Annotated in this window: 12 protein-coding genes; 2 read left to right on the forward strand and 10 right to left on the reverse strand. The window is 64.9% G+C overall.

Annotated features, from left to right (window positions below):
- Positions 1-462: 462 nt before the first annotated feature.
- From tyrS to Q0877_RS01465, 3 genes are read right to left on the reverse strand one after another with little or no spacing between them, the layout of a single operon-like run.
- The gene (gene tyrS, locus Q0877_RS01455; RefSeq protein WP_299165268.1) at positions 463-1,785 is read right to left on the reverse strand and encodes a tyrosine--tRNA ligase; all 1,323 of its coding nucleotides are present in this window, start codon (positions 1,783-1,785) and stop codon (positions 463-465) included.
- A gap of 12 nt (positions 1,786-1,797) precedes the next feature.
- Positions 1,798-4,050, reverse strand: a complete 2,253-nt coding sequence (locus Q0877_RS01460) for a UvrD-helicase domain-containing protein (protein WP_299165270.1) — start codon at positions 4,048-4,050, stop codon at positions 1,798-1,800.
- 34 nt (positions 4,051-4,084) lie between these two features.
- Positions 4,085-4,798, reverse strand: coding sequence for a DNA-3-methyladenine glycosylase (locus Q0877_RS01465; RefSeq protein WP_299165272.1), 714 nt, complete (start codon positions 4,796-4,798; stop codon positions 4,085-4,087).
- Between the two features lie 92 nt (positions 4,799-4,890).
- Here Q0877_RS01465 and Q0877_RS01470 point away from each other — a divergent pair, with 92 nt between their 5' ends.
- On the forward strand, positions 4,891-6,402 hold the full coding sequence (locus Q0877_RS01470) for a DNA-3-methyladenine glycosylase 2 family protein (RefSeq protein WP_299165273.1): 1,512 nt from the start codon (positions 4,891-4,893) through the stop codon (positions 6,400-6,402).
- Positions 6,399-6,929 (forward strand): methylated-DNA--[protein]-cysteine S-methyltransferase, encoded by a 531-nt coding sequence (locus Q0877_RS01475; protein ID WP_299165274.1) that lies wholly within the window; start codon positions 6,399-6,401, stop codon positions 6,927-6,929. The genes Q0877_RS01470 and Q0877_RS01475 overlap by 4 nt, the downstream gene beginning before the upstream one ends.
- Here Q0877_RS01475 and Q0877_RS01480 read toward each other — a convergent pair.
- The 7 genes from Q0877_RS01480 to argB form a co-directional block, all read right to left on the reverse strand.
- Entirely contained in the window at positions 6,896-7,762 is an 867-nt protein-coding gene (locus Q0877_RS01480) for an SRPBCC domain-containing protein (RefSeq protein ID WP_299165275.1), read from the reverse strand. The genes Q0877_RS01475 and Q0877_RS01480 overlap by 34 nt on opposite strands.
- Before the next feature lie 148 nt (positions 7,763-7,910).
- Positions 7,911-9,311: an argininosuccinate lyase gene (gene argH / locus Q0877_RS01485; protein ID WP_299165562.1), complete on the reverse strand. Its 1,401-nt coding sequence runs from the start codon at positions 9,309-9,311 to the stop codon at positions 7,911-7,913.
- Positions 9,312-9,407: 96 nt separating this feature from the next.
- Positions 9,408-10,610, reverse strand: coding sequence for an argininosuccinate synthase (locus tag Q0877_RS01490; protein ID WP_299165276.1), 1,203 nt, complete (start codon positions 10,608-10,610; stop codon positions 9,408-9,410).
- A gap of 87 nt (positions 10,611-10,697) precedes the next feature.
- Complete coding sequence (locus Q0877_RS01495; protein WP_299165563.1) at positions 10,698-11,216, reverse strand: arginine repressor; 519 nt, start codon at positions 11,214-11,216, stop codon at positions 10,698-10,700.
- A gap of 62 nt (positions 11,217-11,278) precedes the next feature.
- Positions 11,279-12,226 (reverse strand): ornithine carbamoyltransferase, encoded by a 948-nt coding sequence (gene argF, locus Q0877_RS01500; protein WP_299165277.1) that lies wholly within the window; start codon positions 12,224-12,226, stop codon positions 11,279-11,281.
- Positions 12,223-13,515 carry an acetylornithine transaminase gene (locus tag Q0877_RS01505; protein WP_299165278.1) on the reverse strand — a complete coding sequence of 431 codons (1,293 nt, stop codon included), beginning with the start codon at positions 13,513-13,515 and terminating at the stop codon, positions 12,223-12,225. Before Q0877_RS01505 ends, argF begins: the two co-directional genes overlap by 4 nt.
- A complete protein-coding gene (argB, locus tag Q0877_RS01510) occupies positions 13,512-14,423 on the reverse strand; it encodes an acetylglutamate kinase (RefSeq protein ID WP_299165279.1) in 912 nt (303 codons plus the stop codon). The genes Q0877_RS01505 and argB overlap by 4 nt, the downstream gene beginning before the upstream one ends.
- Positions 14,424-14,451: the final 28 nt, after the last annotated feature.

Genomic DNA, 14,451 nt, shown 5'->3' on the forward strand with positions numbered 1-14,451 from the left:
AACACAAACCCCCCGGAAAAAGAAGGATCCATGCTGCACAAAATTCGAAACCAGCCAAAAAACCAGCCACCACACACGGAGGTGTGTAAATGACCAGCAAATCAACCAATCAAAAAACAATCGGTATCAACAAACATGGCACACTATTGAGTTCTCAAACAACAGAAGCAATTCACATACTCTGTAAATTTTCTATTTACATTTCCGTGCTGCGGTGTTACTAAATCTATTTCATCCGAATTGTTTCTGTCAAATCGGCTTATTTGCCGAAATTCGACCGAATCAATTCGATTCCGCCCACCACAAACTGCCTGGCTTTGGGCTTTTGCGCTCAGCGCACGCCCGAACCATTCGGTTTTAGGAGGGGGTTTGTCACCACTCAGCGGCGGCGACTCAGAAAACATTACACGGCCTTTCGGCCCCTTGCAAATCGCCTTCTGACGGGCCGGAAACCGGCCGGAACTAGCTGACTTCGACGGTTGCGAGTGTCCGCTTTCCGCGACGGAGCAGCAGGAACCGACCATGCAATAGCTGCTGCGGACCGACGGTGGCGTCAGGATCGGACACCTTTTCGTTGTTCACGTAGGCACCGCCTTCAGCGACGGTTCGGCGGGCTGCGGAATTGCTGGGAGACAGCCCGCTGCTCACGAGGAGATCGATGATGCCAAGCTCGCCGCCGTCGACCTTTGCGGTTGGCAGCTCAGCGGTGGCAGCGCGAAGAGTGACCTCGTCCAGCTCGGTCAGGTCACCCTGCCCGAACAGCGCGGCTGAGGCTGCGATCACCTTTTCCGTTGCGTCGACGCCGTGAACCAGTGAGGTGACGTCGAAGGCCAGTGCACGCTGCGCCTCGCGGAGGTGCGGCCGGCTCTCGACCGATTCAGCCAACCGGTCAATCTCGGCGCGGCCCCTGAAGGTGAATACTTTCAAGCGATCGATCACATCCGCGTCGGAGGTGTTCAGCCAAAACTGGTACATGGCGTACGGCGTGGTCATGCTGGAATCCAGCCAGACGGCGTTGCCCTCGCTCTTACCGAACTTGGTGCCGTCGGAGTTTGTGATCAACGGGGTACCGATGGCGTGAACGCTCTTGCCCTCGACCTTTCGGATCAGTTCCGTGCCGCTGGTCAGGTTGCCCCACTGATCGGATCCCCCGGTCTGCAGCACGCACTGATGGTCGCGGAAGAGGTGCAGGTAGTCCATGCCCTGCAGCACCTGGTAACTGAACTCTGCGTAGCTGATTCCTTCGTCGGAATTAAGGCGCTTGGCAACGGTTTCCTTCTTGACCATGGTGCCGACACGGAAGTGCTTGCCGACGTCGCGCAGGAAATCGATGGCGCTCATCGGCGCCGTCCAGTCCAGATTGTTGACCATTCGCGCCGCGTTGTCGCCCTCGAAGCTCAGGAACCGCTGCACCTGTCCCTGAAGGTAACCGACCCACTCGGCAACGGTTTCCTTGGTGTTCATCGTGCGCTCAGCGGACGGCCGGGGATCGCCCACCAACCCCGTGGATCCACCAACCAGGCCGATCGGCCTGTGACCGGCAAGCTGGAGCCGGCGCATTGTCAGCAACTGCACCAGGTTGCCCAGATGCAGGCTTGGTGCTGTCGGATCGAAGCCGCAGTAGTACGTGATCGGAGCACCGGCGAGCAGCTTCTCCAGCTCCGCCTCATCAGTGGAGACGTGAATCAGACCGCGCCATTTCAGCTCCTGCCAGAGATTCTCGAAGGAGGTGTCGTTCTGCTGCTGGTTCACGGCTGGATGCGCCGCTTCGGTAGGTTGTTGCACTGGTTCAAAATATCAGCCCTCAATGCCCTCCGGAATTTCACCCGTCGAGATGAGGCGAAGGCGCTGGGTGGGACGTGTCATTGCGACATACAGATCCCCTACCCGGACTGCCTCCTGTTTCAGCATCTCGGCCGGCTCGAGCACCACCACGCCGTCGAATTCCAGGCCCTTGGCCTCCCTTGGCGTAGTGACCACGATGTCCTGGCCCAGCCCGCCGGCTCCGCGGCCGACCCGGTTGCCGTAGACCGATGTTACGGCTGCGCGTACCTGCTCGACGATGCGCGCAGGTGCGATGACGGCAAGGAGGCCGTCTGCTATTGCTTCGAGTTCCTCCGGCAGCGCCGACAGGAGAGCCGGCTCAAGCTCGGTAACCCGGTCGATCACCGGATCCCACCGCCCCTCACGCACCGCCTTGGGAGCAGAGACCACGAGGCCGGCCGCGTTGGCCATCCTTACCGCGGCCTCGGCAATCTGGGCGGGCGTGCGGTAGTTGACGGTCAGCTCCTCAAGCTGCCACCGGTTCCCGACGAACGGCTCCAGGGCCTGCTGCCAGGAGTGGGAGCCGGCAATTGAACTGGTTTGGGCAATGTCACCCACGATCGTGAAGGACTTGAGGGGGCACTTCCGCATGAGCAGCCTCCACTGCATCGGCGAAAGCTCCTGCGCCTCATCGACCACGATGTGCCCGTACGCCCAGGTGCGGTCACCGGACGCACGCTCTGCGGCCGTCATCCGCGATTCGGACACCGTATTGTGCTCGGCGAGGGCCTCGGCACTGAGCATCCCGTTGATGCCGGCGTCTTCCAGTGTGCCGCTGACGTTCTCGAGTGCGCGTTCAGCGTTGGCGAGGTCCCGGCGTCGTTCCTGTTCCCGCTCCGCAGCGTTGCGTCCCGCGGACGCGTCAAGCTCACCGAGCAGTTCCGCAGCCTCATCGAGCAGCGGGACATCTGCCTCCGTCCAGGGGGCGTCTTCCGTGCGGTACAGCAGTTGCCGCTGAGCATCACTGAGGTGCGGTGCGGCTGCTTCCAGCTGCGCCGGCTTGGCAAAGAGGTCGCGCAGCAGCTTCTCGGGCGTCATGGGCATCCATGCAAGATTGAGTGCAATCCGAACATCCCGCGAGGTCCGTACGTCCTCAGCGAGGTAGGAGCGGTCAGCCGTGTTTCCGGCGCCCGACGATTCTTCGAGCTGCTCGGTCAACTGTTCGGTGAGTTCGCGCAGCATGATTTTCACGAAGGTGGTTCGAGCCTCGTTATGCGGTTTGCCGGTCGCGCGGGCGCGATCACGCGCGCGGCGCACTTGCCGCGGCGTCAGGACCAGGATGGTGCCCTCGACGTTGAGCTTCCGGTTCTCGGCCGGTAGGCGCTGGCGGTTGGCGACCGCCTGCTTTACGACGTCCGCCATGTTCAGCCTGCCCTTGAGCTCGGCCGCCTCTTCGGAAGATTCCTGGACAGTTTGGATACCCGGCATCAGGCTGCCGATACTCGCCATCACAACTCCGGTTTCACCCAGCGAGGGCAGCACGCGCTCGATGTATTTCATGAAGGCGTTGGTGGGACCGACGAGCAGCACGCCCGCCGACTTCAGCCGCTCCCGGTGCGTGTAGAGGAGGTAGGCGGCACGGTGCAGTGCAACGGCGGTCTTGCCGGTTCCCGGACCGCCCTGAACGACGACGGCGCCCGGCAGCGGCGCGCGGATGATGCGGTCCTGCTCGGACTGGATGGTGCCCACAATGTCGGACATCTGGCCGGTGCGCCGGGAATTGAGTGCCGCCAGCAGTGCGCCCTCCCCCTGGAGGGAGTCGGCTTCGGTCAGCATGGACGCGTCCAGCACATCGTCCTCGACGGCCGCAACATCGCGCCTGGAGAGGATCAGGTGGCGACGGCGCCGAACACCCATCCGTTCGAATGCGGTGGCCTGGTAGAAGGTGCCGGCTTCAGGCGCCCGCCAGTCCACCATGAGCTGCTGCAGATCCTCGGAGGAAAGGCCGATACGGCCGATGTAACGTTCCTCGCCGCTATCGAGGTCCAGGCGCCCGAAGACCAGCCGGTCGTCCACCGCGTTCAACTGCGCGAGGCGATCCTCGTACATGGTGGCGAATGCATCGCGCTCGGACCGGTTCTGATGCGAGCCGGCGGATATGGTCCGGCGCACCTGATCGAGCTGGCGCTGCTTTTCGGCGCGCAACTCATCAAGCCGCTGGTACAGGCCGGCCACATAGCGGCGCTCGTGTTCCAGCTCGTTCCGTGCTACTGACATTTCAGGCATACGCGTTCCCTCTCGCCAAGGCGGACCGTCAATTCTATCCCGCTTCAGTGCGAATTTCCGCAGCGCTTGCTGATTTCGCTGGTACTTCACTACTGGCGGTACTGCTTGCCGGATCGGCTGCACGTCGTGCGCCGCGCGGCTTGGCGGCCGGCCGGTACACCGAGACGCTGGGTTCACCGGCCAGCCAGTAGCGCCAGGGGTAGGCGCTGGACCCGCCAGGCCCGCTGACCCCGACGCGCGGGCCGGTCTGCAGACGCAGAGGGTCGGCAGGATGTTCGGGAAGCACGAGGCGCAGCCGATCTGAGAACACGTCGGTTCCGTCCAGCTGCCGATCGATGCCAAGGGCCTGCGCCAACCGCGCGGGGCCGCGCGCCAGGTCCCGGTCCAGTCGCGGATTGTTCCGACGGTTCCGGGCTGCGTCCAGCCCCGCGATGATCTCCCCTGCCCTCAGCAGCAGTCCTGTGGCATTGCCCGGTGTACCGCAGACCACATTGGCGCAGTAGTGCATCCCATAGGTGAAGTACACATACAGATGACCAGCCTCACCGAACATCGTTGCGTTCCGGGCGGTCTGTCCGCGAAAGGCGTGCGAGCCGGGATCTTCGGCGCCCATGTACGCTTCCACCTCGGTGATGCGTACCGTGACCGGCTGCTCGCCGTCGTCGTGCGTCAGCCGCGCGCCGAGCAGGAGAGGCGCAACCTCAATAGCCGGGTGCGCAAGCCGGGTGCGCTGCAGTGCTGGATCCACGAAAAGACCGTATCAAGACACACGGCCGCGCCCGGTACGGCCATGTCCGATTTCCGCTAGCAGCACACCTGTGCGCCTGCGAGGATGGACCCATGGACTTTTGGCAGCGGTACCGGGCGATTGAGTCGCGGGACACCCGGTTCGACGGTCAATTCGTCACCGCGGTTGCAACGACGAAAATCTACTGCCGGCCGTCCTGCCCCGCCCGAACCCCCAAACCGGCTAACGTCACCTTCTATCCCACCTCCGCGGCGGCGCACGAGGCAGGTTACCGGGCCTGCAAGCGTTGCCTACCGGAAGCTGTGCCGGGCACCCCCGCCTGGAACTTGCGCTCGGACACCGCAGCCCGTGCGATGAGACTGATTTCCGACGGCGAAATCGACCGAAGCGGCGTTCCGGGGCTTGCGCTTCGGCTCGGCTATTCAACCCGCCAACTCGGGCGGATCCTTTCCTCCGAGCTGGGCGCCGGTCCGCTCGCCCTGGCACGTGCCTCCCGTGCGCAAACGGCCCGAACGCTGCTCACGGCCACCGACATGCCATCCGCGGATGTCGCCTTTGCCTCCGGTTTCAACAGCATTCGACAGTTTAACGAGACTATCCAGGAGGTCTATGACCTCTCCCCCTCACAGCTGCGGCACCGGAGCCGTACCATCTCCCACGCGTCCACATCTGCCGGTTCCCCCACGTCCCTGAGCCTGACGCTGCCCGCACGCACTCCGTACGACGACGGCGTCTTCGCCTTCCTGCGTGCACGCGCCGTTGAAGGAACCGAGCACGCAGATGCTGCCAGCTATGCCCGAGTGCTTCGCTTGCCCGGTGGGGAGGGCTGGTTCTGTGCGGAACCGGGAAATTTGGGACTGAATGTAGCCGTGATCGTCGAGCAGCTGAAGGACCTGCCTGTGCTGTTGTCCAGGATCCGCCGGCTGTTCGATCTCGACGCCGATCCCACGGCCATCGATGATGTTCTTCTCGAGGATCCGGCGCTGAGAGAACGGGTACTGCGGTATCCGGGGATCCGACTGCCGGGAGCCGTGGATCCACAGGAGATTCTGATCCGCGCGATGATCGGCCAACAGATCACGGTCGCTGCTGCAACGGGCATCCTGAAGACCCTGAGCATCCTTGGCGAACCGTCGAAGCTCGGCCGTCCCGGGCACACCCGGTTGTTCCCCACCGCCGCGGCACTCGCACAGAACGCGGCTCCGCTGTTGAAGGGACCGGCGCGCCGTCGGACCAGCCTGCTGGGCGCTGCGGCTGCCCTCGCTGACGGAAGCCTGACGATCGGGGTCGCGGATACGGCCGATGAGTTGGCGGAGAAGCTGCTGCCGCTGCCTGGGATCGGTCCATGGACTGTCCGCTACTCCGCGATGCGGATCCTCGGGGCAACAGATATTCATTTCGACAACGACGCTGCAGTGCGGTCCGGTTTCACCCGGCTGCTCGGACGCGCCGCGGATGCCCGAACCGCAGCAGCGTGGTTTGGACAATTCAGCCCCTGGCGTTCCTACGCCACCATGCACCTCTGGCGGCTCGCCGCCGAAAAGTCGCCGGCATCTCCGTCCGCCGCAGCGACCGACTTCAAGAGAAAGGCCCTGGTTTCATGACAACCCAGACCACAACAGTTCCCACGCCCGACGGGCCGTTCACGGTGGTGGAACGGGACGGAGCGGTCCTCGCCTCCGGCTGGACCGCTGAACTTTCCGAGCTGACCGGCCAGATTCACCCGACGCTCAGGACGGAGGCTGTCCAGTTAGTATCGAGCCTTGCGTCCATCACGGACGCAGTATCTGCCTATTACGACGGCGACCTCGCCGCCATCGAGGCAGTCCCCGTGCATCAACTATCGGGGCCGTTCCGCAACCATGCCTGGGATGTGCTGCGCACAGTCGCCCCCGGCAGGCCCGTGACCTACTCGGAGTATGCCCGGCTGGCGGGCCGACCCGCCGCCATCCGCGCCGCTGCCGGAGCCTGCGCCTATAACGCGGCCGCGCTGTTCGTTCCGTGCCACCGGGTTATCCGCACGGATGGAAGCCTCGGTGGTTTCCGGTGGGGCCTTGACATCAAGACGAGCCTGCTCGCCCGCGAGAAAGCGGCAGGTCAGCCCGCCGAGCCGGTGACAGTTGCCCGGTAGAAATCCTCGAGCGCGTGCAGCTTACGCATGCTGGTGTGCGGCTGGTCGCCGTCCACTGACACCGCCACGGCGTCAAGGTGGGCATGCCACCGGGCCATCAGCGCAGGAGCTTCCGCCGGATCCTCCACAACGTGGCGGACGGTCACCCGGGTGGTACCGCCGTCGGCGGTGAAGTCGGCTTCCGCCTGCTCGACCATCGGCTGTTGCTCAGGATCCGCAGTGAGGGCATCCTTCACGAGTTCCAGGGTGGAATTGAGGCGACGGTCGAAGTGGACCATGGGAACTCCGTCGTACGTTTCCACCCAGCCCATTGTGTTCGAGACGCCGAACTCCTCGGCGTAGGCGTCCCGCAGGGCCGCCCAATTCTCTGCCTGCACCGGTTCGCGGCCGGCGGCGACGTCGTCGAGCACGGAAAGAATCTGCTGCCACCCGGCGGCACCCTCGGTCAGAAAATCTGCCGTCTCCGACCGCGCCCGCAACTGCAGGAGTGCTCCGCCGTCGCTTTCCAGAACACGCCATTCGAGAATGGACTCGAGACCCAGGGCGTCATCCCAGGTGATCTGGAGACTGGTGGGCGGATTGAGTTGAAGCACGGTGCCTGTGCTGGCTCCACCACCCAGATCTAGGGAATATTCCTTACCCAGTTCCCACTCGCCGGTCAGTTCGCCGAGCCATAGCCGGACTTTTCCGGGGTCGGTCAACAGGTTCCAGATGTACGAGCGCGGGTAATCGAACTGCCGGTCGAAGGCGAGCACATAGCCGTCGCTCAACCGTTCAATCCGGCCAAGCGGCACTACTGCCTGCGCAGCTGATTGTTCAACTTCCGACGTCATGGCGTCTGCCTTCGATTCTCCGGTGGCGCGTGGGTGTCTCCCAACTTAGCGCAGTGCCGGAGCCCTGTTAAGGGGCGTGATCACGGATATCCTCGGGTCCGCAAGAAGTGGCTTGTCCCGAGAATATCCGTAACCCCTCGCTGCGCTCCTAGTTGCGGGGCGATGCCAGTAGCGACCGAACGTCGCCCAGCTGTACCTCGAGGGCAGCCAGCTGGCGGCGCACTGCGGCGGGCGCTGTACCGCCTTGTGAATCACGGCTGTTCAGCGAACCTTCGACCGTGAGCACCTCCCGTACCCCCGGTGTGAGGTGGGCGGAGATACCTGCGTAGTCCTCGTCGGTCAGGTCCCACAGTTCGACGCCGCGGCTTTCGGCGAGCTTGACCGCCGCGCCGGAAAGCTCGTGTGCCTCACGGAACGGCACACCCTGGCGGACCAGCCACTCCGCCACGTCAGTGGCGAGGGCGAACCCGAGCGGTGCGAGGGAAGCCATCCGTTCCGTGTTGAACGTCAGCGTCGCGATCATCCCCGAGACAGCGGGAAGCAGTACCTCGAGGGTGTCGACGGCGTCGAATACCGGTTCCTTGTCCTCCTGGAGGTCCCGGTTGTACGCCAGCGGCAGTCCCTTGAGGGTAGCGAGCAGGCCCGTCAGGTTGCCGATGAGCCGGCCGGCCTTGCCGCGGGCGAGCTCCGCGACGTCGGGATTCTTCTTCTGCGGCATGATCGACGAACCGGTGGAGAAGGAGTCATCCAGCGTGACGAAGGAGAATTCCTTCGTTGCCCAGATGATCACCTCTTCGCTGATGCGCGACAGGTCCACCCCGATCATCGAGGCAACCCATGCGAATTCCGCGTACACGTCGCGTGCCGCAGTCCCGTCGATCGAGTTGTGCGTCGCCGAATCGAAGCCGAGGTCCGCAGCGACCGCCTCAGGATCAAGGCCCAGTGACGATCCTGCGAGCGCACCGGAACCATAGGGGGACACAGCGGCCCGGCGGTCCCAGTCCTGCAGCCGCTGCACGTCGCGCAGCAGCGCCCAGGCGTGCGCCAGCAGGTGGTGGCTCAACAGCACGGGCTGCGCATGCTGCAGGTGCGTCCTGCCGGGCATGGGCACCTCGAGGTGCTCCTGCGCCTGCTGCACCAGCGAATCGATGGTGGCAAGGACGCCGCCGGCGATGATCCGGGCGTGCTCCCGCAGGTACATCCGTCCGAGCGTGGCCACCTGGTCATTGCGGGAGCGCCCGGCACGCAGCTTCCCGCCGAGGGCCGGCCCTGCCCGTTCGATCAGGCCGCGCTCAAGCGAGCCGTGCACGTCCTCATCAGAGTCAGCGGGGACGTACGCGCCGGTGCGGACATCGTCGTCGAGCAGATCCAGGGCAGCCAGCATGCCGGTGAGCTCATCGTCGTCGAGCAGTCCGGCGCGGTGCAGGACACGGGCATGGGCCCGTGAACCGGCGATGTCGTGCCGGGCGAGCCGCCAGTCGAAGTGCGTGGACTTGCTCAGGGCTGCGAGGGCATCCGCGGGACCGCCGGAGAACCGGCCGCCCCACAAGGAGCCCTCGTTTGTACCGTGTGCCTCTGTACCGTGTGCCTCAGTACCGTGTGCCGCAGTACCGTGTGCCGCAGTACCGTGTGCTTCTGCCACCGACTAGCTTCCTGCCCGCTGGTCGCGGCCCGATGCCACTTTCGAGGACAGGCCGAAGATCTCGATGAAGCCGCGGGCCATCGACTGATCGAAGGTGTCCCCCGTGTCGTAGGTGGCGAGGTTGAAGTCGTAGAGGCCGACGTCGGACCGGCGTCCGGTTACGGTTGCCCGCCCGCCGTGCAGCTCCATTCGGACATCTCCGGAGACGTAGCGCTGGGTGTCGTCGATGAAAGTTTCCAGCGAGCGCTTCAGCGGCGAGAACCACTGGCCGTCGTAGACCAGCTCGGTCCAGCGCTGGTCGACGGTCTTCTTGAACCGCGCCTGCTCGCGCTCGACTGTGACGTTCTCAAGTTCCCGGTGGGCGGTAATGAGGGCCATGGCGCCCGGGGCCTCGTAGATCTCGCGGCTCTTGATTCCCACCAGGCGGTCTTCGACGATGTCGATCCGGCCCACGCCCTGGGCACCGGCGCGGCGGTTCAGTTCCTCGATGGCCTGCAGCGGGGTGACGGTGTGCCCGTCGATCGCGACCGGAATGCCTTCCTTGAAGCTGATGACCACTTCATCCGGCGCCGGGGAGAATTCGGGCGAGTCGGTGTAGTCGTAGACGTCCTTGGTGGGACCGTTCCAGATGTCCTCGAGGAAACCGGTTTCGACGGCGCGTCCCCACACGTTCTGGTCGATTGAGAACGGGTTCTTCTTGGTGGTCTCGATGGGCAGGCCCTTCTCCTCGGCAAAGGCAATCGCCTTGTCGCGGGTGAGGGCGAGGTCGCGGACCGGAGCAATGCACTTCAGGTCCGGGCCGAGGGTCTGGATGCCCACCTCGAAGCGCACCTGGTCGTTGCCCTTGCCCGTGCAGCCGTGCGCCACCGTTGAGGCACCGAATTCGCGGGCGGCAGCGACGAGGTGCTTGACGATGACCGGCCGGGAGATAGCAGACACCAGCGGGTATGCATCCATGTACAGCGCATTGGCGCGCAGCGTGGGCATGCAGTACTCGTTGGCGAACTCGTCGCGGGCGTCAGCCACATAGGCTTCGACGGCGCCGCAGCCCAGCGCGCGCTGGCGGATGGTCTCGAGCGACTCGCCGCCCTGTCCGACGTCGACGGCGACAGCCACCACTTCAGCTCCGGTTGCTTCGGCGATCCAGCCGATGGCCACCGATGTATCCAGTCCGCCTGAGTAGGCAAGGACAATGCGTTCAGTCACTTGGGTAGCTCCTCTTGTTTCTTTGAATGATTGGGGATTGTCTTGTGGTCGGTCGGGATCGAGCTGGGCCGTTTGGCTGAAGCCGGTTCAGGACGCGGCTTCGTGTGCAAACTGCAGAAACCGCGCGGCCACATCGGCGCCGCCGGCGGGATCGCGGGTGACCAGCAGGATCGTGTCGTCTCCGGCGATCGTACCGAGCACTGACGGCATGACCGAATGGTCTATCGCCAGGGCCAGGAAGTTTGCGGCCCCAGGCGGTGTCCGCAGCACCACCAGGTTCCCGGAGGCCTCGGCAGTGACCAGGAGTTCACCGCAGAGCCGGGACAACCGGCTGTCGAGGATTTCCTGCGTGACCCCGCTCTGTGGAGCACGGCCCCCGCCCTCACCTGGCACGGCATAGATGAGCGCGCCGTCCTTGCCGCGCACGCGCACAGCTCCGAGTTCCACGAGGTCGCGGGACAGCGTCGCCTGGGCAACCTGCAAGCCCCCGGCTGCCAGGAGTTCGGCCAGTTCGGACTGCGACCGCACCGACTGCGCGGTGAGCAGGGCCGTGATGCGGGCCTGGCGGGCCGTCTTCGTGGTGGGTTGGCCGGTCGTCTGGGGCACCGCCTGGCTGGCTGCCTCGCCGGTTGCTCGCCCTGCGGACTGACCTGCGGAAGGTGCCGCCGTCACGAGCGCTCCATGAGCCACACCATCAGCGCCTTCTGCGCGTGCAACCGGTTTTCCGCTTCGTCCCACACGACGGACTGAGGCCCGTCGATCACACCGGCGGAAATCTCATACCCGCGGTAGGCGGGCAGGCAATGGAGGACGACGGCGTCACCCGCCGCCTGTGCCAGCAGCGCCTCATCGACGGCGTACGGACGGAACAGCTCGAAGCGCGCGGTCTTCGCAGCGTCGTCCTCAATCTCCTGGCCCATGGACACCCAGGTGTCCGTAGCAAGCACATCGGCGCCGGCTGCTGCCTCTGAGGCATCTGTGGTGATGAGGACGGAGCCGCCGGTTTCAGCGGCACGCAAGTTCGCGGCGTCGACGATGCGTTGTTCCGGAAGGTAGCCGTCCGGACCTGCAATGCGCACGTGCATGCCGGCGGTAACTCCTGCGAGGAGGTACGAGTTGGCCATGTTGTTCGCTGCATCACCGAAGTAGGAGAGCGTAAGGCCGGCGAGCGTGCCCTTGTGTTCCCGGATGGTCAGCAGATCGGCAAGCAGCTGGCAGGGGTGGTAGTCGTCCGAGAGCGCGTTGATGACAGGCACCGACGACGACGCCGCCATCTCCTCCAGCCCCGCCTGGGCGTAGGTGCGCCAAACGATGGTGGAGACCATCCGTTCGAGGACCTTTGCCGTGTCCGAGATGGACTCCTTGTGGCCGAGCTGCGACTCACCGGCACCAATGATGAGCGGCACCCCGCCAAGGTCGGCGATGCCGGTGGCGAAGGACACGCGGGTCCGTGTGGAGGTCTTGTCGAAAATCACCGCCACGGTCTTGCGTCCGGCGCCCTCCCCTGCGTAAGTCGAGGAGGAGTACGGCGCTGTCTTCAGCTCAAGCGCAAGATCGAGGACCTCGTTCTGTTCGGCCTGGCTGAGGTCCGTGTCGAGAAGGAAATGGCGGGTCATGCGGGATCTCCCGTTGATTGGGCTTCGTTGGTGCGTTGGGCCGCGTCGAGGATCCCCGGCAGTGCGTCGAGAAGGCTCTGCGCCTCCAAACGTGTCAGGATCAGCGGCGGCGCCAGCCGGAGGGTGCGGGGTGTGGGCGCGTTGATGATGAAACCCTGCTCCAGCGCCTCCCTGACGGCATCGGCTGCGTAGCCGCCGTCAAGGTCGAAGCCGATCAGCAGGCCTTCCCCACGGACTTCCGCGACCCTCCGCATGCCGGCGAGACTGCTGCGGAGGAAACGACCGACGTCGTCGGCGTTCTGCAGTACAGCACCGGCTTCGAGCGCGTGCAGGGTGGCAAGCGCAGCGGCCGTTGCGACCGGGTTGCCCCCGAAGGTGGTGCCGTGCTGGCCGGGGGTGAGCAGCGCGGATACCTTGCTCCCGAAGGTCACCAGCGCGCCGATGGGGAAGCCTCCGCCGAGGCCCTTGGCGAGGGTCATGGCATCGGGCGTGATGCCGCTGGCCTGGTGGGCGAACCAGCGCCCGGTACGGCCCACGCCGGTCTGCACTTCGTCGAGGATCAGCAGCGCGCCTGCTTGGGTGGTCAGTTCACGCGCCTTTTGCAGGTAGCTGGTGCTGAGCGGGCGTACGCCTGCCTCACCCTGGATCGGTTCAAGCACGACGGCCGCAACCGAGTCATCGAGCGCTGCTTCCAATGCGTCGATGTCATCGAACGGCAGATGCTCGACGCCGCCGGGCAGCGGCTCGAACGGTTCGCGGTAGGCCTGCTTCGATGTCAGGGCCAATGCCCCCATGGTGCGGCCGTGGAAGCCGCCCTCGAGGGCGAGGATGCGGGTGCGCGGTTTGCCATCCGGGGATGGCATGCTGTTGCGGCGGGCGAGCTTGAATGCCGCCTCGACTGCCTCCGTGCCGGAATTGGCGAAAAATACCTTCGATCCCTCGCCGGCGCCGGCGATGGACAGGAGCTTTTCGGCAAGTGCAATCTGCGTGGGGCTGGTGAAGAAGTTCGAGACGTGACCGAGCGTGGTCAGTTGTGAGGAGATCACCGACGTGACGAAGGGGTGCGCGTGCCCGAGCGCGTTGACCGCGATTCCGCCCAGCAGATCGAGGTACTGCTTTCCGTCGGCGTCCCAGACCTGGCAGCCGGCTCCGCGCACCAGAACGCGCTGCGGGGTGCCGAACACCCCGAGCAGTGCGTTCGAGTAGCGCTGGAGCCAATCCTTCCCCATGGCCTGGTCGACGAGCTCTGACGCGGCAGCGTTTTCTATTGATGCTTCTCCGGCGCTCATAGGATCACATCCTCATCCGGCACTACCTGGGTGCCTATGCCGGCCGCCGTGAAAATCTCGAGCAGCATCGAGTGGGCCAGCCGTCCGTCGACGATGTGGGCGCGCTCCACTCCCCCGTCGACGGCTTTGAGGCAGGCTGCCATTTTGGGAATCATGCCCGACTCCAAATCCGGCAGGAGGTTCCGCAGGTCCGCCGCGGTGAGCGAGGAGATGAGGCTGGATCGGTCGGGCCAGTTCGAGTAGAGGCCCTCCACGTCCGTCAGAATGACGAGCTTCGACGCGCCGAGTGCTTCGGCGAGCGCTGCGGCGGCGGTGTCGGCATTGACGTTGAGGACCTGTCCTGTTCCGCTGCCGGTGCTGTCGATCTCCGGTGCCACGGTGGAGATGACCGGGATGCGGCCGGCTTCAAGGATGTCCAGGATTGCGGCGGGGTTCACTCCCACTACTTCGCCGACGAGCCCGAGGTCGATTTCCTCGCCGTTCACCACGGTGCCGGTGCGGATGGCCCGGAGCAGGCCGCCGTCTTCACCGGATAGGCCCACTGCGTACGGTCCGTGGGAGTTGATCAGGCCGACCAGTTCCCGGCTCACCTGTCCCGTCAGCACCATGCGGACAACGTCCATGGCTTCCGGGGTGGTGACGCGTAATCCACCCTTGAACTCGGAGGTAATGCCGAGCCGGTCCAGCATGCCGTTGATCTGCGGTCCGCCGCCGTGCACCACGACCGGGCGTACCCCGGCGTGGTGAAGGAACACGATGTCCTCAGCGAAGGCGCGCCGCAGCTCATCGTTGACCATGGCGTTGCCGCCGTACTTGATGACCATGGTGGTGCCGGCGAACCGCTGGATCCAGGGCAGCGCCTCGATCAGCGTTGCAGCCTTGTCCTGTGCGGCGTTCAGAGTGTTCATGTTCTCCTTCGGACCCGGTGTCTTCAGC

The sequence above is a fragment of the uncultured Arthrobacter sp. genome (genome assembly GCF_947495145.1).
Classification (GTDB): Bacteria; Actinomycetota; Actinomycetes; order Actinomycetales; family Micrococcaceae; genus Arthrobacter_D.